The organism is Helicobacter pylori (genome assembly GCF_003636935.1).
Lineage (GTDB): Bacteria > Campylobacterota > Campylobacteria > Campylobacterales > Helicobacteraceae > Helicobacter > Helicobacter pylori_CH.
On sequence record NZ_MVVH01000006.1, the window covers coordinates 53,161 to 76,177 of the forward strand.

The 23,017-nt window shown below is 37.5% G+C and carries 14 protein-coding genes and 1 pseudogene; 8 read left to right on the top strand and 7 right to left on the bottom strand.

From position 1 onward, the window contains the following. Positions 1-7: 7 nt before the first annotated feature. The 3 genes from EAL87_RS05140 to gltS are packed head-to-tail and all read right to left on the bottom strand — an operon-like array spanning position 8 to position 2,963. Positions 8-724 carry a tRNA1(Val) (adenine(37)-N6)-methyltransferase gene (locus tag EAL87_RS05140; protein WP_120913441.1) on the bottom strand — a complete coding sequence of 239 codons (717 nt, stop codon included), beginning with the start codon at positions 722-724 and terminating at the stop codon, positions 8-10. Continuing rightward, positions 706-1,740 carry a dihydrofolate reductase family protein gene (locus EAL87_RS05145; RefSeq protein WP_120913443.1) on the bottom strand — a complete coding sequence of 345 codons (1,035 nt, stop codon included), beginning with the start codon at positions 1,738-1,740 and terminating at the stop codon, positions 706-708. Before EAL87_RS05145 ends, EAL87_RS05140 begins: the two co-directional genes overlap by 19 nt. Beyond that, positions 1,737-2,963 (bottom strand): sodium/glutamate symporter, encoded by a 1,227-nt coding sequence (gene gltS / locus EAL87_RS05150; RefSeq protein ID WP_120913445.1) that lies wholly within the window; start codon positions 2,961-2,963, stop codon positions 1,737-1,739. Before gltS ends, EAL87_RS05145 begins: the two co-directional genes overlap by 4 nt. Positions 2,964-3,048: 85 nt before the next feature. Between gltS and EAL87_RS05155 the strand changes: the two genes are divergently transcribed. After that, positions 3,049-4,248 carry a saccharopine dehydrogenase family protein gene (locus EAL87_RS05155; RefSeq protein ID WP_120913447.1) on the top strand — a complete coding sequence of 400 codons (1,200 nt, stop codon included), beginning with the start codon at positions 3,049-3,051 and terminating at the stop codon, positions 4,246-4,248. A 9-nt stretch (positions 4,249-4,257) separates the two neighbouring features. Here EAL87_RS05155 and ccoG read toward each other — a convergent pair whose 3' ends face one another. Next, entirely contained in the window at positions 4,258-5,628 is a 1,371-nt protein-coding gene (gene ccoG, locus EAL87_RS05160) for a cytochrome c oxidase accessory protein CcoG (RefSeq protein WP_120913449.1), read from the bottom strand. A 106-nt stretch (positions 5,629-5,734) separates the two neighbouring features. On the opposite strand from ccoG, the gene plsY reads away from it, so the two are divergent. From plsY to EAL87_RS08230, 7 genes and pseudogenes are all read left to right on the top strand, one after another. Then, complete coding sequence (plsY, locus tag EAL87_RS05165; protein ID WP_000446716.1) at positions 5,735-6,397, top strand: glycerol-3-phosphate 1-O-acyltransferase PlsY; 663 nt, start codon at positions 5,735-5,737, stop codon at positions 6,395-6,397. Further along, positions 6,394-6,747 carry a FolB domain-containing protein gene (locus EAL87_RS05170; protein WP_120913451.1) on the top strand — a complete coding sequence of 118 codons (354 nt, stop codon included), beginning with the start codon at positions 6,394-6,396 and terminating at the stop codon, positions 6,745-6,747. The genes plsY and EAL87_RS05170 overlap by 4 nt, the downstream gene beginning before the upstream one ends. Continuing rightward, the gene (locus EAL87_RS05175) at positions 6,731-7,057 is read left to right on the top strand and encodes a Plug domain-containing protein (RefSeq protein ID WP_120913453.1); all 327 of its coding nucleotides are present in this window, start codon (positions 6,731-6,733) and stop codon (positions 7,055-7,057) included. Before EAL87_RS05170 ends, EAL87_RS05175 begins: the two co-directional genes overlap by 17 nt. A 153-nt stretch (positions 7,058-7,210) precedes the next feature. Then, positions 7,211-9,850, top strand: coding sequence for a TonB-dependent receptor (locus tag EAL87_RS05180; protein WP_120913455.1), 2,640 nt, complete (start codon positions 7,211-7,213; stop codon positions 9,848-9,850). A gap of 229 nt (positions 9,851-10,079) precedes the next feature. Further along, a complete protein-coding gene (locus EAL87_RS05185) occupies positions 10,080-11,252 on the top strand; it encodes an aminotransferase class V-fold PLP-dependent enzyme (protein WP_120913457.1) in 1,173 nt (390 codons plus the stop codon). A 94-nt stretch (positions 11,253-11,346) separates the two neighbouring features. Further along, positions 11,347-12,534, top strand: coding sequence for a transcription termination factor NusA (nusA, locus tag EAL87_RS05190; protein ID WP_120913459.1), 1,188 nt, complete (start codon positions 11,347-11,349; stop codon positions 12,532-12,534). 56 nt (positions 12,535-12,590) lie between these two features. Then, positions 12,591-13,275: pseudogene (locus EAL87_RS08230) on the top strand (CAAX protease). A gap of 549 nt (positions 13,276-13,824) precedes the next feature. On the opposite strand, the gene EAL87_RS05200 reads toward EAL87_RS08230, so the two are convergent. The 3 genes from EAL87_RS05200 to EAL87_RS05210 form a co-directional block, all read right to left on the bottom strand. Beyond that, complete coding sequence (locus tag EAL87_RS05200; protein ID WP_120913461.1) at positions 13,825-17,718, bottom strand: class I SAM-dependent DNA methyltransferase; 3,894 nt, start codon at positions 17,716-17,718, stop codon at positions 13,825-13,827. Between the two features lie 125 nt (positions 17,719-17,843). Next, positions 17,844-19,982 carry an ATP-binding cassette domain-containing protein gene (locus tag EAL87_RS05205; protein ID WP_120913463.1) on the bottom strand — a complete coding sequence of 713 codons (2,139 nt, stop codon included), beginning with the start codon at positions 19,980-19,982 and terminating at the stop codon, positions 17,844-17,846. 119 nt (positions 19,983-20,101) lie between these two features. After that, complete coding sequence (locus tag EAL87_RS05210; RefSeq protein WP_120913465.1) at positions 20,102-23,017, bottom strand: type III restriction-modification system endonuclease; 2,916 nt, start codon at positions 23,015-23,017, stop codon at positions 20,102-20,104.

A 23,017-nucleotide genomic window follows, 5' to 3' on the forward strand; every position in this document is an offset into this window, starting at 1 on the left:
TTAATCCTCAATCTAAAGGTGCTTTGATAGAATAAGTGTTACAAGTTTGATAGATGCTTAAAACTTCTTTAGTGTTGTCGCTTTGGTTTTTGGAATGATGCGTGATTAAAGGGGGCAAAACTTTTAGAGCGCTTTTGGAATTATTCCTAGCAGCCCCGAGCATCAAATGGGCGTTTTTGTCTTTAAAACTTTGGACAAACCTTAAAGTTTCTAGCGTGAGTTTAACGCTTCTTAAACTCTCTATCACTAAGCAAAGCGACAAGGCTTCATAGCAAAAAATAAAATACCCTTTAGGTTTTAGGCATTTTTTCACTTTAGTCGCTAAAGAAGCGAAGTCTAGTTCGCTCTGGTGCCTCGCATGCCCTTTAATTTTAGATTTGATAGAGCCCAAGGCATAAAAAGGAGGGTTGCACACAATTACATCATACAAAATCGGAGGGTTGAAATCTAAAAAATCGCTCTCAAACACTTGAGCGTTAGGGAATTTAAGGGCGTTTTTTTGGGAGCAAAACGCCATTTTGCTGTCCTTTTCCACCAAATGAACATTCGCTAGCGGGTTGTCTCTGGCGCAGAGCAAGCCTAAGATCCCACACCCTGAGCCTATGTCTAAAATCGCGCCGCTGTTTTTAATCAAAGGGCGTGAAAAATCGTATAAAAAGAGCGAATCGCTATTGTAAGCATAAGCGTTTAAGGGCTGGTATAATCTTAAGAGTTTTCTATCCATAAAAGGGCTTCATTTTCTAAGATTTGCGCATGCAACAACCGCCCCTTAAAAGGGGTTTTTAAAGCGAATGCATTAAACGCTTCGCTAATCATAGACGCATGCGAATGCAAAAGCAGTGCATCAATTTTATCCCTCAAGCTCTCAAACAATCCCCACCCCCCTTCAATGAAATTAAACCCTTTATTTAGGGGTAAATCTTTAGGGTCGCAGAAAGTATTAACCAAACGATTGGGTGCAGAAAAAACTTTTGAATGAGGATTAATTGAGCGCTTGGATAAAATAGCGATATTGGGGTTTTTACCTTGATAAAAATTATCGCAAAAGCGAGCGTCTAACAAGGGGTTATCCGTTCTTATGGTTTTCCCAGAAATGATGAGCGTGTCGCATACCGCTCGTTGGTTGTGCGTGAAAATCACGCTTTTTTGCCCGGTGATCTTGCCATGGTAATAATCCCCATTCATCCTTAAAGCGAGTTTGAACAAATTAAAACGCCCCTTTTGTTCCATTATCCTAAAAGGCAAGAGCAAGTCTTTAGCCTTGTTTTCTAAATTGTGGCAAATTATTGTTTCAATACGAGCCTTTTGTAGCCTTGCTAAACCCCCTTTTTTAGCTTCGTTTTCTTCTGTGGCAATGACCACTCTTTTAGGTTTTAAAATTTCTAACAATTCGCTACACGCTGGGGTTTTGCCATAAGAATTGCATGGCTCTAGGGTGATTAAAAAAACGCAGTCTGTAAAAGCGTTATCGTGGCGCGTTTTTAAAAAATCGCTTAAAATTTTAGGATCTTCTAATTTTTCTAAATCGTTTTTTAAATGGGGGCGTAAAATCTTTAACGCTGATTTGGTGGCCAAGACTTCTGCATGCGGGGTTTTGGCTTTTTTGTGGGTTTCTAAACTCAAGATTTCATGGTTTTTATCTAGCACCATGCAAGCCACGCTCGGGTTTTCTAAGGCTAGGGTTTGATGCTCCCACGCTTTATTCAAGCACATTTCTAACAAACTTTCATAAAGTCTCATGACGGGAAAAGAGGCAAGAGCAAAAAGCCTTTAATCGCTAAAGCGTTAATAATATCAACAAAAAACGCTCCCACTAAAGGCACGACGATAAACGCTACATGTGATGGCCCATAGTGGTTGGTGATGGTTTGCATATTCACCATAGCCGTTGGGGTCGCTCCAAGCCCAAAACCGCAATGCCCCGCGCACAACACCGCCGCATCATAATCCTTCCCGCATATCCTAAAGGTTACAAGCATCACATAAAGGATCATAACCATCACTTGAACGCTCAAAATAACCGCTAACGGCACAGCGAGTTTTAACAATTCCAATAAATTCACGCTCATTAAAGCGTAGGCTAAAAACAGACTCAAACTCACATTCCCTATGACTGAAACCTCTCTGTCAAACACGCTATGGATTTTAAAAAACGATAAGGTGTTTCTTAAAACAACCCCTACAAACAAGCACCACACAAAAGTCGGTAAGGTGAAGCTTTTAGGCATCAAATGCGATAAAAAAGTCCCCACCAATAAAGCGATCGCAATTAGGGCTAAAGTTTCTACAAAACTGGATGCAGTGATTAGGCGCTGCTCTTTAGGGGTTTCAAAACCTTTAGACACCACACCCTCTAAGGTGTCTTTTTCTTTGGTGTCTTTAGGCTCTAGTTTGTATTTTGAGATCAAATATTTAGCGACAGGCCCTCCAATAATCCCCCCACTCACCAAGCCAAAAGTCGCGCACGCCATGCCCACTTCTAAGCTGGAGCTAAAATTATAAGGTGGTTGGGTGAAAAAATTAGCCCATGCCGCGCTAGTGCCATGCCCTCCCACTAAAGCGATAGATCCCCCTAAAAGCCCCATTAAAGGATTGACCCCTAAAAGGCTAGCGATAGAAATCCCCACGACATTTTGACACACCACAAACCCCGCCACAGCCAGCAAAAAGACCGCAAGCATTTTCCCGCCTTTTTGTAAAGATTTGAAATCCGCGCTCAAACCAATGGTGATAAAAAAAGTCAGCATTAAAGGATCTTTTAAAGAAGAATCAAATTGCAAACCAAAATTGTAAAACTGACGCGCTAACATGATAGCAAAAGCGACTAAAACCCCGCCCACAACAGGCTCTGGAATATCATAATCTCGTAAAAACTTGACTTTAGAAATCACATAACGCCCCAAGAGTAACACTAAAACCATGCACACCAAAGTGGCGTAAATATCCAACTTAATTTCTTGCAAGCTTGCATCCTTATTAATCAAATTTATCTTATTATAATATAATACCCCCCTAAAAGAACGAGATCAGTTAGAAAGTAGGTGTTCCTTGCATACAGTATTACAAATTGGAGCTGGTGGCGTAGGCAGTGTGGTAACGCACAAAATGGGCATGAACAGAGATGTGTTTAAGAATATCATTTTAGCGAGCAGGACTTTAGACAAATGCCATGCGATTAAAGAAAGCATGCTCAAAAAGGGTTTGGGGGAAATTAGCGTTGAACAAGTGGATGCAGATGATACGCAAGCCTTAGTCGCTTTAATCCAAAAATACAAGCCTAAAGTCGTTGTTAATGTGGCTCTACCCTATCAGGATTTAACGATCATGCAAGCATGTTTAGAAACTAAAACGCATTACATTGATACCGCCAATTACGAACACCCGGATTTAGCGAAGTTTGAATACAAAGAGCAGTGGGCGTTTGACAAGGCTTACAAAGAAGCGGGGATTTTAGGGATTTTAGGGGCTGGGTTTGATCCGGGGGTTACTAACGCTTATGTCGCTCACGCTCAAAAACACCATTTTGACACCATCCACACTTTAGATATTTTAGATTGCAACGCTGGGGATCACAAACGCCCTTTTGCGACGAATTTTAACCCTGAAATCAATTTGAGAGAAGTCAGTTCTAAAGGGCGTTATTATGAAAACGGCAAATGGATTGAAACCAAGCCTTTAGAAATCAAGCAAGTGTGGGCTTACCCTCAAATTGGCGAAATGGATTCGTATCTTTTATACCATGAAGAATTGGAATCGTTAGTCAAAAACATTAAAGGCTTGAGGAGGGCGAGGTTTTTTATGACTTTCTCCCAAAATTATTTAACCCACATGAAATGCTTAGAAAATGTCGGCATGCTAGGCATTAAAGAAATAGAGCATCAAGGCGTAAAAATCGTGCCGATACAATTTTTAAAAACCTTGCTCCCTGATCCAGCGACTCTAGCCAAAGACACTACCGGTAAAACCAATATTGGGTGCTATATGACCGGCATTAAAAACAACCAGGACAAAACGCTCTACATTTACAACGTGTGCGATCACAAGAAATGCTATGAAGAAGTGGGTTCGCAAGCCATAAGTTACACCACCGGCGTGCCAGCGATGTGCGCGGCTAAAATGATTTGTAATGACACTTGGAGCGTGGAGCATTTTAAAGCTGGGGTGTTTAATATAGAAGAATTAAACACCGATCCCTTTATGGAAGAATTGATCAAACAAGGCTTGCCTTATGAAGTGATTGAGCGCTAGTTTTAGGCTTCAATTCTCACTTGGCGCGATAAACACCGATTCTCTTTCTATCGTGATGTTCTTATCGTCTGTGCTGTAAGCTTGTATCGTGATAGGAGTTAAAGCGTCTTTAGCATGTTTTTGTTCTGCACTTTTTAAAGGTTTTCTTAAAATCACTACCGCTTTGATCTTTTGCCCGGCTTTAATGGCGATAGGATTTAAAGGCTTTTTGATGTGAATGCCTTTTTGCCCTAAAATTTTGAAATAAAACTCATGGTCTTTATTGTCCGTGTTGTGGAATAAAAACACGTAATCGTTATCCACATACCCACTAGAACGCAATTCATATAGATCGCTGTTACGGTTAATGTCTAAGAGCATGCGTTCTTTTTTAAGCGAAGTGATGGCTAAAAGGGCTATCACAATAGCGATAACCCCCATGTAAGCGATCGTTTTTAAACGCACTAGGCGCACTTTTTGGCGCGTATTAATGGCGTTAGTTGAAGACCATTGGATGAGTGAAGGGCGGTTGTATTTAGCCATAGTGATGGTGCATGCATCCACGCATTCTAAGCAATTGATGCATTCTAATTGCAAGCCCTTTCTAATGTCAATATGCGTGGGGCAAACCTGCACGCAATGCAAGCAATTCACGCATTCGTTTTCTGGGTTGCGTTTTTTGGGGGGTAAGGGGAAGAGATGGCCTTGCTTGTCATAAAGCACTCCGCCGCGCTTTTCATCGTAGATAGGGTTTAAGGTGTCATTGTCATATAACACCGATTGCACCCTAGCGTAAGGGCATAAATAAATGCAAAAACGCTCCGCAACCACCACTATATCAAACAGCACCACAGCTGCGCTAAAAAGCCAAAAACCCATAGCAACAGGGTGATCGCTAGGGTTTTTAAGATACATAAAAAAGTCTTCAGGGGCGATGAAATAAAAGAAAAACAACATCATTAGCCCCGCCACAACAGGAGCGAACAATAAAACGCTCAATGCTTTACGGATCTTATAGCTTGGGGTGTTTTTAGGACTTTCTTGTTTGTTGCTGATCTTTTTATGGAGTTTGAAAATCTTCGTTTCAATCACGTCTCTATAAAGCACCCTTAAAAAGGTTTGCGGGCAAGCCCACCCGCACCACACACGCCCAAGGCTAGTGGTGATGAAAAAAATCCCTATAAAAAGCAAAATAACCATAAAAGGCAGAATTTGCAATTCCTCAGCGCTAAAGATCTTACCTAAAAAATGCAATTGCTTATGCTCAAACGAGATTAAAAACAAATGCGCCCCATCAATGCGAACAAAGGGCGTGATTAATAGCGCTAAAGAAATCAATAAAAACCCTATGTAGCGCTTCAAGCGAAACGATTTTAAAAAATGGCTAGAAGATTCAAGCATTCTCAATATCCTAAAATTTTTAAGCCACTATACCCTAACAACTTAACGCTTTCACTTAAAAAAACAACATGTTATAATGATCGCTATTTTATTTGAAAGGGTATTTATGGAAAGCGTTTTAAATTTCCTGACCAATATCAATGTGATTTTCACCCTTTTGGGCTATTTGATTGGGGGGATTCCTTTTGGCTATGCGTTAATGAAAATCTTTTACGGCATGGATATTACTAAAATCGGATCGGGGGGCATTGGCGCGACGAATGTCTTGCGCGCTTTACAAAGTAAGGGCGTGAGTAACGCTAAACAAATGGCGCTATTAGTCTTAATCTTGGATCTCTTCAAAGGCATGTTTGCTGTTTTTTTAAGCAAATTGTTTGGGTTAGATTATAGTTTGCAATGGATGGTCGCTATCGCTAGCATTTTAGGGCATTGTTATTCGCCTTTTTTGAATTTCAATGGAGGTAAGGGCGTTTCTACAATCATGGGTTCTGTGGTGTTGCTCATTCCTATTGAAAGCCTGATCGGTTTAACGGTGTGGTTTTTTGTGGGTAAGGTGCTTAAAATCTCTTCACTCGCTAGCATTTTAGGGGTAGGCACAGCGACTGTTCTTATCTTTTTTGTGCCTTATATGCATATCCCAGATAGCGTCAATATCCTTAAAGAAGTCGGCACGCAAACGCCGATGGTGCTTATTTTTATTTTTACCCTTATCAAACATGCGGGCAATATTTTTAACTTGCTCGCTGGTAAAGAAAAGAAAGTCTTATGAAAACTAAGCAAGGCGTTCATATCCATCATTTGGTGTTTGAAACGATTTTGGGGATTTTAGAATTTGAACGCTTAAAACCCCAAAGAATAAGCGTAAATTTGGATCTTTTCTATACGGAATTACCTAGTAAGGCTTATTTAGACTACATGGAAATCCAAGAAATCATTCAAAACACGATGCAAGAAAAACAATACCTACTCATTGAAGACGCCCTAAAAGATCTAAGCCATATCTTAAAAACGCGCTACAAGGAGATCTCTGAGCTTTATTTGAAAATCAGCAAGTTAGAAATTTCTCCCAATTCTCAAGTGGGAGCGAGCGTGAAAATTCGCTATGAAACCAATCTTTAGCCTCTTTTTCCTCCTTATGGTTTTAAAAGCGCACCCCATAAACCCTTTATTAGAGCCGTTATATTTCCCGAATTACGCGCAATTTTTAAATTTAGAACCTCATTTTGTCGTTAAAAAAAAGCGCGCTTATAGACCCTTTCAATGGGGGAATACCATCATTATCAAACGCCATGACTTAGAAGAACGCCAGAGCAACCAGCCAAGCGATATTTTCCGCCAAAACGCTGAAATCAATGTGTCTTCTCAAACTTTTTTAAGAGGCATTAGCAGTAACTTTTCACGCATAGTGATCGATTCAGTCGCTCAATAAAATGCTAAAACTTTTTTTAATCACATTTTTCTTGGTATTTTCTTAATCCTAAAACAAATTTAAGGTATTATTAAATAGAATAATGTAATAATAACCTTAGGTTTAAAACTTGACTGAATTTTTAGAAAAAAGTAAATAGAAAGGCTGAAAGAAATGCTTAGGAATAAATTTCGTATCGTGTTTGTCTCTTGTATTGTCGCTAGCAATTTGCAAGCTCAAGAAAATACCCACACTTTGGGCAAAGTAACCACTAAGGGTGAAAGGACTTTTGAATACAACAATAAGATGTATATTGACAGAAAAGAGCTCCAGCAACGCCAGAGCAATCAAATCCGTGATATTTTTAGGACTCGGGCGGATGTGAATGTGGCCAGTGGGGGCTTAATGGCACAAAAGATCTATGTTAGGGGGATTGAGAGCCGTCTCTTAAGGGTAACAATAGATGGCGTCGCTCAAAATGGTAACATTTTCCACCATGACGCTAACACCGTAATCGATCCTAACATGATTAAAGAAGTGGAAGTGATTAAGGGAGCGGCGAACGCTTCAGCAGGCCCTGGCGCGGTGGCGGGTAAATTGTCTTTCACCACGATTGACGCTAACGATTTTTTAAGGAAGAATCAAACTTATGGGGCTAAAGCGGAAGCGGCCTTTTACACCAACTTCGGGTATCGCATGAACGCCACTGCAGCCTATAGGGGGAAAAATTGGGACATCCTCGCTTATTACAACCATCAAAATATTTTTTACTATAGAGATGGGAACAACGCTTTTAGGAATGTCTTCCACCCTAACTACGATTTACAAGATCCAAGCAATAGTGAAATGAGCGTAGGAACTCCCAGTGAAACCAATAGCGTTTTGGCTAAAATTAATGGCTATATCAACGAAACCGATAGCATTAGCGTGAGCTACAACCTCACACGAGACAATTCTACAAGGCTTTTACGCCCTAACACCACTTCAGCCCTCTCTAAAGCTAATGACCCAGGAAGCCAGCCAGCCCCCTTTGTGATTGACTTTGGGAAAGAATTAGCCCATACGATCAACTTCAACCACAATTTGAGCCTGAAATACAAGCATGAAGGTGGCCCTAATTTTAACCAGCCGCGCGTTGAATCCACCGCCTTTTTAGGGGTAAGGGGGGGTAATTATAACCCTGTAGTGAATCCTTTCGCTTACAATTCTAACGAGCCAGCCAACCCGGATTATATCCCTGAAGTGAAAGAGTGGTGTAATAACCCGGACAATATCAGCCAATGCACGCAAGGGGCTATCAGACCTTCTAATGGAGGCTATCAAATAGGCTATGGCGCGCCTAACTCTATTAATTGGCAAGGGACTAGCGATTCTAGTGGGGGGGCGCAAGCAGGATACGGGCAGCTTAACGCTACCATGCTTTCTACAAGCGCAAATGTTTATCATGGGCTTGTCCCTAAAAATCCTGATTATGACATGACCCCCCCTAACGCTCAAAACCCTACTGCCAACGATTGGACTTTAGGGAATGCGGACGCTGAGGGGACTTTAGCCAGAAGGATTTTCTTAATCAACTCGGGCGTTAATTTTAAAGTAACCCACCCCATTAGCGAAGATTACGGGAATGTGTTTGAATACGGCATGATTTATCAAAATTTGAGCGTTTTTTCTGGATTAGACAAGGGAAAAAACGGCTATTATAAAAATAATATTGATCCTAACGACCCTAATGGGCCGGGCTTGCCTTACCGCCATTACTACACCGATCAAAGCTCTCAATACCCTCAAAATCTCAACACGCCTAACCCACTCTATCGTAACATGCCCCAAAATTCGCATGCGATCGGGAATATCATCGGAGGGTTTATGCAAGCGAACTACAATATTTTAAGCAATGTAATCGTGGGTGCGGGAACTCGTTATGATATTTACACCTTGCTAGACAAAAACGGCCGCACGCATGTAACTTCTGGTTTTTCCCCTTCTGCGACCGTGCTTTATAACCCCATTGAAAGCATCGGCTTGAAAGTGAGCTATGCGTATGTAACTAAGGGGGCTTTGCCTGGCGATGGCGTTTTGATGCGCGATCCCACGGTGATTTATCAAAGGAACTTGCGCCCTGCGATCGGTCAAAATGTGGAATTCAATGTGGATTACAACAGCAAGTATTTCAATGTGCGCGGGGCAGCGTTCTATCAAGTCATCAATAACTTCATCAACAGCTACGGGCAAGACACTTCTAAAAATGGTGGGGGTAACGCGACCGCAAAAAACATGTCAGGGAATTTACCCGAAACCATTAATATTTATGGTTATGAAGTTTCAGGGAATGTGAGGTATAAGAATTTCTTAGGGACTTTCTCAGTGGCTCGCTCTTGGCCGACGGCTAGGGGGCATTTATTAGCGGACACTTACGCTCTAGCTGCAACGACTGGGAATGTGTTTATCCTAAAAGCCGATTATGAGGTCCGCAGGTGGGGGCTTACTTTAACCTGGCTCTCACGCTTTGTAACCAACATGTATTATGAGGGCTATTCTATCTATTACCCGCAATACGGCTTGATCAAAATCCATAAACCCGGGTATGGCGTGCATAATATCTTTATCAATTGGACTCCGCCTTCTAAAAGGTGGCAGGGTTTGAGAATTTCAGCCGTGTTTAACAATATCTTAAACAAGCAATATGTGGATCAAACTTCTGTGTTTCAAGCGAGCGCGGACGCTCCAGCGAGCGATATGATCCCTAAAGGCAAGCGCATGGCGCTCCCGGCTCCTGGATTTAACGCGCGTTTTGAGGTATCCTATCAGTTCTAAAATGAAAGAAATCCTAGGATTTCTTTTTGAATTTTAAACATGGAAACAAACATGAAAAAGCCCTATAGAAACCGCCAAACTCTATGGAAAAAGTTCCGCTCGCTCAATAAACTCATTAAGACGCTCTTAAGGATTTTAAAAAAGTAGTTTTATCAAAAATTTAGCGAGTTTGGATTAAAATCATGCTTTATTTTAAATTTCAAAAAGGAAAAGCAAACGCGCTTTCATCATGGCTAACATCACGACTAAAGAAACGCCCGAAATAACCCCGGATCTTTTGAAAAGCCCTTATCAAAAAATCATCAATGCGAGTGCGAGTGTTTTTGATGAAAACCATGGGCGATCGTTTTTTAGCCCGCAATTTTATGAAAAAATTGAACCTTATTTAAAAGAAGTTTTAACTCAACCCGTTGATTTAGAATGCGATCTCAACACCGCTAAAAAAAAGAACCGCTTAACCCCTTTAAAACAGCTTTTTAAGGCGTGTTTTAACGCTGAAGAGGTTTTGATTGTCAATAACAACACCAGCGCGATTTTCCTCATCGCTAACGCTTTAGCGCAAGAAAAAGAAATCGTTGTTTCTTATGGCGAATTAGTGGGGGGGGATTTTAATCTTAAAGATATTTTATTGAGTAGTGGGGCTAGGTTGCATTTAGTGGGGAATACCAGCCGCGCTTATTTAAGGGATTACCGCTTAGCCTTGAATGAAAACAGCAAAATGCTCTTTAAAACCCACAACCCCGCTTTTAAAAAAGACACGCCCTTTAAAGATTTACAAGCCCTAGCTAAAGAGCATGGTTTGATAGATTATTACAATTTAGGGGATGTGGATTTATTGGATAAAACGGCTTTAGAAGAGGTTTTAGCCTTAAAACCATCGCTTTTAAGCTTTAGCGCGGATAAATCCTTTAACAGCGTTCAAGCCGGTATTATTATGGGGCAAAAAGAATGGGTTGAAATGTTAAAAAACCACCCCCTTTATAGAGCCTTAAGAGCGGATAAAATCACGCTCACCTTGCTTTTTTGCAGCCTAAACGCATGGGTCAATCATCAAGAAGAAATCACCATTCATGCATTATTGAACCAAACTAAAGACGCATTGTTGCAAAAAGCCTTGAAACTCTACGCTCTTTTAAAGCCTTTAGAATTGAATGTGAGCATAGCCTCTAGCTTTTCTAAAATAGGGGATTTGCCCGATAGGGAATTAGAATCTTTTTGCGTGAAAATCCAGCCCAAAAACACCCGCGCTTTAAATAGTGAGAAGCTTTATTTAAAGCTTTTTCAAAAAGGCGTTATTTCAAGAATTTCATGCGAATTTGTGTGTTTTGAAGTCTTTAGCCTGAATGAAGAAGATTTGGAAAAAATCGCTCTGGTTTTAGAAGAAATTCTTAATAAAGCTTAAAAATTCGCTATAATAAAATTTCTTTTAAACGCACAAAGTCCCCCACAACAGAATGATAGAAAACGACAGAACATCAATTTAAAGGAACTTAAGAATGGAAAAAATCAGCGACCTTATAGAATGCATTGCGTATGAAAAAAATTTGCCTAAAGAGATGATTTCAAAAGTGATTCAAGGCTGTTTGTTAAAAATGGCGCAAAATGAGTTAGACCCCCTAGCGCGCTACTTGGTGGTTGAAGAAAACAAGCAGCTCCAGCTTATCCAGTTGGTGGAAGTTTTAGAAGATGATGATGAAAGGTTAATTAACGATCCTTCTAAATACATCAGCCTGTCTAAAGCCAAAGAAATGGATCCAAGCGTTAAGATTAAGGACGAATTGTCTTACAGCTTGAGTTTGGAGAGCATGAAACAAGGAGCGATCAACCGCCTTTTTAAAGATTTGCAATACCAGTTAGAAAAAGCGTTAGAAGACAGCCACTTTGAAGCGTTTCAAAAGCGTCTTAACAGCGTTTTAATGGGGCAAGTGATTTTAGTGGATAGCAACCAAAACACTTTTATTGAGATTGAGCAGCAATTTCAGGGCGTTCTTTCCATGCGCCATCGCATCAAGGGCGAGAGTTTTAAAATAGGCGATAGCATTAAAGCGGTTTTAACGCAAGTCAAACGCACGAAAAAAGGCTTACTATTAGAGCTGAGCCGCACCACCCCTAAAATGCTTGAAGCGTTGTTGGAATTAGAAGTCCCTGAAATTAAAGATAAAGAAATTGAAATCATCCATTGCGTGCGAATCCCAGGCAACAGAGCGAAAGTGAGCTTTTTTTCCCATAACGCTAGGATTGATCCCATAGGCGCGGCTGTGGGGGTTAAGGGCGTGCGCATCAATGCGATCAGTAACGAATTGAATAAAGAAAACATTGATTGCATAGAGTATTCTAATGTGCCTGAAATTTATATCACTTTAGCGCTCGCTCCAGCCAAAATTTTAAGCGTTGAGGTTAAAAAAATCCCCATAGAAGAATTGAGTGCTGAAGAAAAAGAATCCATTCAAGAGCGTTTTATTGTCAATAACCATTTGCAAAAGGCTAAGGTGCGTTTGTTAGATATTGAAAAATCTAAGGCTATCGGTAAAGGCGGGGTGAATGTGTGTTTAGCGTCCATGCTTACAGGCTATCACATAGAGTTTGAAACCATTCCTAGCGTCAAAGAAAACGCAGAAAATGAAAACGAAAAAGAAACGCCAAAAGTAGGGGTAGAAGCTTTAGAGTCTTTGTTTAAGAATTAAAATGATTTCTGTGAAACTTATTGAGTCCTTAATCAAAAGGACTTTAAGAAAATACTATGCAAGATTTACAATATTTTAAGAATAATATTACGCTCATTCTGTCCAAAGACAGATTAGATACTTATAACAGCCTAGAGCAATACAAAGAAAATTTAAAACTCATTTCTTTCATCACGCCTAAAATCTCTAGCTTAGAAATTTATTTACGCAACGCTTTAGACTATTGCTTGACTCAAATGAAAGGGAGCGAATGGGTGTTTAGTGAAAATTCTTTAACAAATTTAATTAACGAGCAAAAAGAAAAGAAAAAAGAAATCACGCATTCTTTAATCTTATCTAAAATGTCTTTAGGGGGCAGTGATCAGGCTTATTTTTTGTTATAAGTTAGAGGGGGTAATATTAGATTTGGGAGCGTATCGTTTTAGAGCTTATTATCACGAAAATAAAGATACTTTGCTTATTAAAAACAGAAAACAAAATCTCTCTAATTATGCCAAAGCCCATATAGCGTTAAACTTGCTATGGACGATTAGAAATCGCGCGTATCATTGGGAAAACTTACTCAAAATCCAACCAAACAACCGCCCACGAATAGCCACATCATTCAGTGGGGAAACAGAAAACATTCCAATAGACAGAATTTTAGTGATTGGTATTGAACCTAACAAAATTACCTTATTTCTAGATGACTTGATTAAAAGCATTGGGAATAAAGATTTTGAAGATTTAAGTAGTTTGTAAAGAAAGTTGGGCTTCGGTCAGCCCTTATAATGTAGAAGCATTATAACTCAAAAATTAGAACAAATCAAGATTTCTTAAAAGCTTACTCGCTTTTTTCATCTTTTAACAATCCTTTTAACACAAGAGCCGTTTTTTATAACCAAAATAAGTCTTTTTTCCACTATATAGATTTAAAAGCAATTTTATGGTATTTTTTAGTTTTTAAGGCGTTTGCTTTAAACATCACGATCCCTACTATTTATGGTTTTAGTCCAAAGCCATGCGTTAGAAAAAGCTTTTTTAATCTTTAAATTGCGTTTGATTGTTCTTGCTTGTTTTAAGGGTTAGGATAAAATAACGCTCACCCCCTAGTTTTTTTGCTAGAGATTAGGGGGTAAATTACCTTCAAAGGATTACTATGTCCAAAAAACATGGTAAAAAACCTTTGGTCGTATTATACTTAAAAATACCTTTTTTTAAGTATAGGGTTAAAATCGTTGTTAAAAAAACCCATTAAGCCAAAGGTTTCCCCTATTTAAGGGGTTTCCTTTAAGGTAAAGCGCTTTTTATTCACTGCCCGTCTTCAATGATCTTAATTTCTTCATCGGTGAGATTATAGAGCTGATAGACTAAGGCGTCAATTTCTTGTTCTAATCCTTGGGTGTTGGCTTTAGGGTCTTTTGCTTTTGCTTGTAGGATTTTATCCACTAAAGCGATGATTTTATCGGCGATTTTTTTATTTTTTGCCGTTATTTTTACCATCGGTAACTCCATAATATTATACTTATAATTTCTATAAGCTCCCATATCGCCTAATGGCGTATTTTTAGCTTTTAACCAAAAAGTTAGCAATTTTGAATTTAAAAGTCCAAGCAAATAATTTTTTGTATTGCCAAATTTACTGACTTCAAAAAAATAATTTGTATCAAGTATCAATAATCCTGGGATCATACAATATTCAACAAATCCCACACTTGCCCACACAATTTTCTCTTTTTCAAAATCCTCTAAATACGTGCAATTCCTTAAGTGATAGGGGGTGTCTCCTTGATCGCATCGTGTTGCAATAGCGTCATAATGAGAGTCTAAATGTGCTTTGAGCGCTGGGTATTTTTCTATATCAATGGGAGGGATTTTAGATTTTAGGGCAGAAGTGTAGCCGTTATGGGTGTTAATCACCCACAAATCCGCCCACTCATAAGAATACCTTTTAATGTCTTTCCCTCTCAAAATGGGCTTGATAAGCTCTTTTGTTCTTTCTCTTTCGCTCATTCCCCTTTCATCTTTTTGCACATCATCGCAGTTTTTTAAGATTTCGTCTCTTTTTTCAGTGGGAATGATAAAGGCTTCGTTACAGCCGGTTTTTATCCCATAATTGATTTGAATGTCCCAGTCTTTAAGCGGGGTGCCGACGCTCTCTATTTTATCCCTTAAAGCTAAAAGCGTGGCGTTGGCAAAAATAAAGCTTTCTGTTGAAAGCGCGTTTTGTTTCATGGATAAGGGGCGGGCGCTTTTCAAATCGTCTTTATCGTTTTCGGTGGGTTCGTAATATTTAAAGCTGTTCTCTTTAGGGGGCGTTTGTTTGATGAAATTCATGATGCTGGTATCCACTGCAGCGCTCTCAAAGACTTTTAAGGCGTTTAATTCCATGTAGCTGGCAATGGTGGTTTTTTTGAGCAGCCATTCCCTCAATTTAGCGCCGTATTTGGCGCGCGCGTATTTGTTGGAAGTGATGAAAGCGCTAAACCCCTTTTCTTTTAAAAGGTTTAAAGCCAGGGCAAAAAAGTAGGTGTAAATGTCGCTTGAGCTGTTATAGAAATCCTGGTATTGCTTTTGCAATAAAGGCTTTAAGTCTTTGATGTGTTCTTGACGGATATAAGGCGGGTTGCCAATGATGCAATCAAAGCCTAAAAAATCCCCCTCATCGTCCAACACTTCAGGGAATTCAAAGCGCCATTCAAGAGCGTTAGCGTAGCGTTCGTTTTCATCTTGTAAATCTTTATAAGATGTTAGGACATAGCGGTTAAAATGTTCTAGCCCCACTACTTTATCCGATTTGTCTAGTTTGGGGTAGGGTGTGTAATCGTGGAAAAGACCTTCATGCGCCATTTTCTTTTCTAATGCTAGGGCTTCCAATTCTAAGCCGTTATCGTTTGCCTCTTCTAAGATACTCTTGCCATAGAGTTCTAAATGCTCTTTTAAAAATTTTTTAAATTTTAATTCTTTTTGAGAGGGGTCTAAAGTGAGTTTAAAAACTTCTTTAACTTTCTCTATCCTATCATTGAGAGCCTTTTTAAAATCTTTGTTAGGGTTTTGTGCTAATTCTTGATAAAGGCGTTCTTTAGCGTATTTTCTAACAGCGTCAGAGTCTTTTATGGGGTGCGTTAGGGTTTCTAAGATTTTAGGGTCTTTGTAGATTTTAACGAGTTCTTTATATTCAGCGATGTAGTATTCTAGGTTTTTATTTTTTTCGGTTTTTAATAAGGCTTTATCTTTGAGTGCAAACCTAGAAATGAGCGAATTACCGCACTTAATGTTAATGTCAATGTTGGGGAGGGTTTCAAGCGCGTTAGTGTTCTTGCCCTTTTCAAAAATATAATAGCTGTATTTTAAAAGCTCTATCCATAGTCTGAGTTTGGTGATTTCGCAAGAATTGGGGTTAATATCCACGCCAAAAAGGCAGTTTTCAATAATGTCTTTTTTAAGCTCAAAAAGTTCTTTTTGGATGTGGTGGTGGGGGTCGTTTTCTCTAGGCGGTATGGTGTATTTAAAGACTTTATCCTCTGGCGTGTGGATGATGATTTCATCGTTTTCTAATTTAAGCTCGTGGCGATACAAGGAAGCAATAAGCCCTAGCTCGTAAGCAACCCGCACCATTTCATTGAGCGCAGAGACTAAAAAATGCCCGCTCCCCACCGCCGGATCGCAAACGCGTAAGGTTAAAAGCGTGTTTAGGTATTCTTTAGCTTTTTCATTTGAAAAATTTCTGTCTATTTTTCCTTTCAACGCTTCTAAATCTTTGCAGTCCCACTGATAAGTGGCGTTGAATTTATCCCGCACGATTTTCGTGATACTCTCTTTGCACATGTAGCTTGTGATGAAGCTTGGGGTATAAAAGCTCCCCTCTTTATAGCCGTTGAGTTTTTCAAAAACAAGCCCCAAAACGCTAGGGTTAATCAAACGGCTTTCGCTGGTATCGGTATTATCTTTAATGTCTTTAGGGGTGGTGGTGAATTTATAAAGACGCAAAAATGCAAAAAGGTATTCCAGCAAGGGCAATTCTTTTTTTTCTTGGTAATTTTCATGTTTTTTGAGAACGGATTTAGGATAAATCTCTAAAGGATAGTTATCGAGCGATTTGATTTCATGCCCCTTTAATTCCAAAGGCGTTTTATCAAACAAACTGGAATTCAAATAAGGGATTTTTTCTAAAATCTTGTTTTCTTTAATGGCTTGGAGGCGCTCGCTGTTTTTCTTGGCTAGGACTTCAAAAAAGAGGGTGTTTAGGGCGTTGAAATCTTTAAAGTTTTCTATGGTTAAGAAAGGTTTTTCAAAATGCTTGAAAGAAATTAAAAGGCTTTCTAAAAGCCGTAAAAACAAGATGCGGTTATTCCAAGCGATGAGTAACGCCATGACTTCTTCATCGTCTAAATTGTTGTATTTCTTTTTTAAAGCATCGCTTAGGGAGTTTTGGGTGCGGCTGGGCTTGATTAAAATTTTCCCTTTGTCATTTTGCTCTTCTAACCCTAAAATGTAAAGCAATTCTTCATAAAAATCTTTGTTAAGCGTGTTAGCGTCAAGGGTTTTCTTTTGTTTTAAAAGGACTTCTTGGCTTAAAACTTGATAAATCAAAGGAAGTTCTTTAAAATCATCGTTTAAATTAAAGTAAGTGTAGGGGAGTTCGCCCTGAAAATCTTCTCGCAAATATTGTTCTAAATCTTTGTAAAATTTTGGTTTTGAAGAGTCTGTACCTTCTTTTTTAGCGTAACTATTATAGAATTTTTTGATGCGTTTATCTTCTTTTAAAAAGAGCAAATCCTTACAATCAAAGAGAAAAAATTCATGCGTGTTGCAAATAATGGCGTGTTTTAGGGAATTGTTTTTTTCTCTCTCTTCCAAAAAATACAAAACCATTTGACAAAAGGCTTTACTGAGAGGGTTTTCTCTGTCTTTAGGGAATTCTGTCTTTTTATTTAGGGCTTTGACTTCAATAAGCACTTGGACTTCCCCATCCACATAGATCGCGCTATCCACTTTTTTATTGGTATTGCAGTCATAGCCATAGGCATTTTTTAAAAACTTATTGATTTCATTTTTTTGAAATTCTTCATCATCTTGTCTTTTTGCGTTTTCTAATAAGCTGTTTATTTCTTTTTCAAAATTTTCTATAGTTTCCTTTTTGGGTTCTTGGGGATTGTATTTTTTAATGAAATCTTTGAGGGGGATGCGAGCGAAACTAATCATAAAACGCCTTTAAAATTGGATAAAAACGATTATAACAAAAGCGCCATGAATTTTAAATAAAACGCTTTTCTTTGAAATTGTTCCATGTGAAACATTAGGGTAATTGATCTATTGATAAGCCTTATTTAATTTAAATTTTTGACTTCCTCCAAACATGTATATAAATGATCAAGGGATATGTCCAAAATGGGTTCAAACATGAAAGAGTTAATGTGAATATTTTCAGGAGTAATCATTAAAACCTTTTGTATAACCCTTTTTTCATCATCAGATAGTTCTTTTTTAGTGGCATCATATAACTCCCTTGTTTGATTTTTCTCCGATTCGAATTCTTGATTTAGTTTATTTAACATCCATTCTTCAGCTTTTAATCTGATCGCCATTGAAAGAATAATCTTATTTTGTAATTCAATACGATTACGATCTTTATCGTTATAAATTTCTTCTGCAATATCATAAATTGCTTGAAAGTATAATTTTGAGTTATCTTTTTCAATTTTTTTCTTTTTTCGCTCTGTGCCAAAAACGCTATCAAAAATTTTTGAAATATCCTGAATTTGAATATCTTTTGTATCTTCTTTCATGTGTAAGCAACTTGTAAGTTTTATATAATTGTCGTTTTTGTCTGCTTGAAAGCTTGTATATTCAATTAAATTTCTCACAAAAGGTATCAGTGCAAAAAAGTCTTTATCTTTTTCTGAGTCTCTAATGCATTTAATAACACTCTTCAAATACCCACCACTTTCAAAAGTTATTTCTCTAGCATCATTTTTGCGGATCATTTTAATCTGTTCTCTAGGAATATTCAAACGGCTTCCCAGGGTGCGGTAAAAATCAAAATTATGCGTCATCACAAGCAATTTAAATTGTCTGCATTCTTGCAAATCATTAAGATATTCAATAATTGCATGCTTATTTCTATAATCAAAAGAGTCTGAAATATCATCAAAAACTAAGAGTTGGGTTTTGTCGCTTCTTTTTCTAGCTTCAATTTCAAACAAGATTTGTAGGATATATAATGCTCTCTTTTCCCCTCCGCTTAAATGTTTTTGCAAATCTTCTTTTTGAACATTCATATCCTGATTGTCATCAGAAAATATAAATCTAAATTGTGCAGCGTCTTTATTCAATAAAATATCTTTTTGATTTTGAAGCTTAACTTTAAAGGGAACAAGAAATCTTTGATTAAAAATTTCAATAACAGATACCCATTCTTTCTGGTCTTTATTAGCTTGTTTTATAATTTCTTCTATTTCAGGCTTTTTCTCTCTATAAAGTTCAACTAAAATTCTAACATTTTGAATAGCTTGTTTAAGATAGCTAAACAACACCTTTTCTCTGAAAGAATCATAATTTAAAAGTTCTGTCAATAATGTATTGTCCCTATTAATAGCATCTTTAAAAGCTTTAAGTTCCTTATTGGCATTTATGGCTTTTTCAATATTAGCAAAGCTATTTTTAAGATTCTCATTATTTAAAATCTTATTTTTTTCTTCTTCAAAGATCTCTGATAATTTGTTATAGTTTTTAATTTCCTCTTCAGCAATCATCAAACTATGGTTAGCTTTAAAAAATCTATCATTTTCTAAAGCTTTTTTAAGATCGTTAGCATGATTTGTTCCAAAATCTCCAACCTCTGTATGTTTAAAAACCTTAGATATAGACAATAATTCTTTATATTTGTTGAAATATTGCTCAATCAAATCACGATTCTTATTGACAAAGTCTTTCACTTTTTCTGATTTATCAAACATATCATGATATTTAAAAGAATAGTGTTCTTCGCTGTTTTCTATTTCGGTCAAATGATTATCTAAAATTTCATAAAAATTTTTATTTTTAATGGTTTCAATTTCTTTTTCATAATTAAAACCGCCTTTAAGACTTTTTAAAAGCGCCTTCTTTTTTTCTTCTAATTCTGAAAGAATATCATCATATCGTTGTTTTAGTTCTGATTTTGCCATAAAAGTTGTAACGCTGTCTTCAGAGTTAAATTTTTCATCATAAGAATGAAAAACAGCAACATTTTCTTTTGATATTCCATGACCATTAAACTCAATCTCTATTTTGCTTTCACGCTTAGGATAAAAATTATCTTTTGGCATTTCATTATTTATTAAATCGGTTAGACTTTTTGCAAATGAAGTTTTAAAAACCCCATTTTGAGCATATAAAAGACAGCTGTTTGCTTTTGAAAAATCTAAAGATTTTTCTTTTATCTTGCCTATTCCGTAGCAATTCTCTATATTGATTTTTAACTCCATTGACTATTCCTTAGTAAATTTAATTAAACTTTATCATATCCATTTCAATAAGACCTTTTTAGAGATTAGATTAAATTGATCTAAATCAAAATTGTTCCATGTGAAACATTAAAATAACTCTAATCTTTACGATTTAAAACTTCATTAATTAACGCGCTTAATTGATCATTATTCAACTTGGTTTTGTATTCAATATTCATGCCTTGCTTTTTTAAAGCTTCAAAAAATTTCTTAGCGGTTGAAATTTTCCGCTCTTCTTCAGGGCGTAATTTGCCTTTTTTATCAACCCCCTTAGTTTCTACCACTAACAACACTTTTTTATCGTTGTTTTCAACCACATACCCAAAATCAGGGCTATAAGTTTGATTCAACCCTATCGGGATTTTAACCCTAGGGAGCTTGCCAAAAACAATGATTTTAGTGTCGTTAGATTCTTCAATCGTGTCTTTTTCAATCTCGCTCTCCACTTGCATGAAATTTTCATACAGGCATTTTTCTTGCACGCTTGCATTTTTAATTTCATATTTATCCACCCCCAAACTCCCGTCTAAAAACTCTCTAATTTCTCCTTTTTCATCATAAAACGCATCGTTTTTTCTGTTTTTAATCGTCGTTTCGCGCATTTGATAGGAGATTTTATCTTTAATATTTTGATAAATGATTTCCAAAAACAGCTCTTCTAACCGCCTTAAGCCCTCTTGTTCGTTTTTCTTAATTAGATCAAATTTGTTTTTATCAATTTTTTCCAACACTTTAGCCACGCTTTTAAAACTCAATTTCACCTTATTAGACAAGGCGCTGATAAATTCATGCAAACTCCACACGCATGCGCTTTCTCGATCAAAAGTCTTTGTAGTAGCGTTATTTCCCATCGTTTCTACTTTTTTATGCATCGTAACCGAAATTCTTTTTGAACTGACATTAAAAGAAGCATTGATCTTTTTGACAATCTCATCAATCAAGCTCTCGCTGTCAATGGCATAAGCGATCCTAGCTTGATGGTTCAAACCCGCCCATAAGGTTTCAAATTTTTTAAAATTTTCTTGATTAATTTTGATTTTTTCAGTTTTTCGCTCGTTTTTGTTCCTAACTCTAGGATTGCCAACTAAGCGATCTTTTAAAAAATCTTTTAATTTTTCAAAATCCAAGTATTTTTCATTTTTTAAATTTTCTAGTTCCGGCTCTTTTTTTAAAAATTCGTTTTGATTGAGAGTGAGTTTAAAGTTTTCATCATCTGTTTTTTCTCCAAAACCCAAACCCTCTAACTTTTCAAATAAAGCCCCGTAATACCCTTTTTTAACCATGCCGCTTTTTTCTAGCTCTTCCCCACTGAATACTTGTTTGATCAAGCTGTGTTCGCTTATCTCTTGCTGGATCGCTCCCACAAAATCCCCCTCCACTTGCGGCACGATCACGACTAATTCATTGACAAAATCAAAATCAGCATGCTCTTTAGTGATGCGTTCGCCCTTATCATTCACAGCGAGTCTTAACCCCCTACCGATTTGTTGCAATTTAGTGATATTAGAAGAGCTAGGGGCTAATTTGCAAATCGTCATCACGTTAGGGTTATCCCACCCCTCTTGCAACGCCCATTGCGAAAAAATAAACCTGAGATCAGAATCAAAACTCAGCAATTTTTCTTTTTCTTTTAAAATGAGCGCGATCACTTGGGCTTCGTCGCTCTCTTTCTTGCTTTTAGCAAAATACCCTCCATGCACTCTTTTAATGTCCTCTTTAGTGCGCTCTAAATACGCTCTGTAATTTTCATCTAAAGGCTTTTTTAAGACTTCTTCAAGCTCTTGTTGGTAAAGTTTTTCAAATAAAAGGGCTAATTTAGCCGGCTGTTCGTTTTCGCTTAAATAGCTATTCACCCCGCTAATAAACACCATGCACAAGGCTTTAATCCCTTTTTTAAAAAGCCCTTCTTCTCTTTCAAAATGGCTTTTTATCGCTTCTTTCAGCATCACTTCTTGTTTGCCCTCTACAAAATAAGAAAAAGGCTCTTTTTGATCCAGCAACAAATTAAAGCCATTGAGAAAACGAATCTCAGTTTTAGTGATTTTTTCTACAATGTAATCTTCTAAAGCGCTGATACGAGTTAGCACGCCTAAATTATCATGCGTTTTGACTTTGACGCTTTTAGTTTTATTGTCTAAATTCGTGTAGTTGATTATCGCTTCATATTCGTTTTGTATTTTTTTAATCTCTTTAAGCTCTAAAAAACACTCATCACTCTCCCCCACGGACGCCACGCTAATGCTTTTCACTAGGGCGCAATCAAACGCTTTTTTGCTGTCTAGCGCGTAAATCAAATTATTGTAATCATCTTTAAAAGTCGCCCCAAACCTGAGCGTGATTAAAGCGTTTAATTGTTCCAAATATTTTTTTGTTTTATCGCCTAAAAATCGGTGCGGTTCGTCCATGATTACGATGGGGTGCATACTCGCTAAAGCTTGCATGTAACTTTTTGCACCATTGAACAGATTCGTGTTTTCTAAGCATGATTGATTGATAGTGTTTTTCTCTTTATTAAAGGCAGAAAAAGTCATCACCAACACACAGCATTTGTGATTACTCGCTAAAATAAATCTTTCTACATCTTCATAGCTTTCTAAATGCGTGTTAGAATACTCGCTTTTAAAAAATTCTCTGGTGATTTCAACACTCTTTAAAACCCCTAATTTAATGGCGTTGCTTGGCACTAAAACGATAAATTTTGACAAATGGTAGTTTTTGTGCAAGGCATAAACGCATTCCAAAAAGCAAAAGGTCTTCCCAGTGCCTGTTTCCATTAAAATATCGCAGTTTAACGACTTTTCAATCCCCACGCTTCCCTGGGTTATTTTTTGCTCGGATCGCAAATTCTCAATATTTTCTAATAAAAGATCTTTGATCGCCCCTATTTCAAAAATAGGGTTAGAAATCCTTTGAACATCCTCTTTTGACTCTTCAAAATAGACCCCCTTAAACACCCCTAAAATTTGATTCAAGCATTTTTCTTGATAATCCAATCGTTTGAATTTGATTTTCAC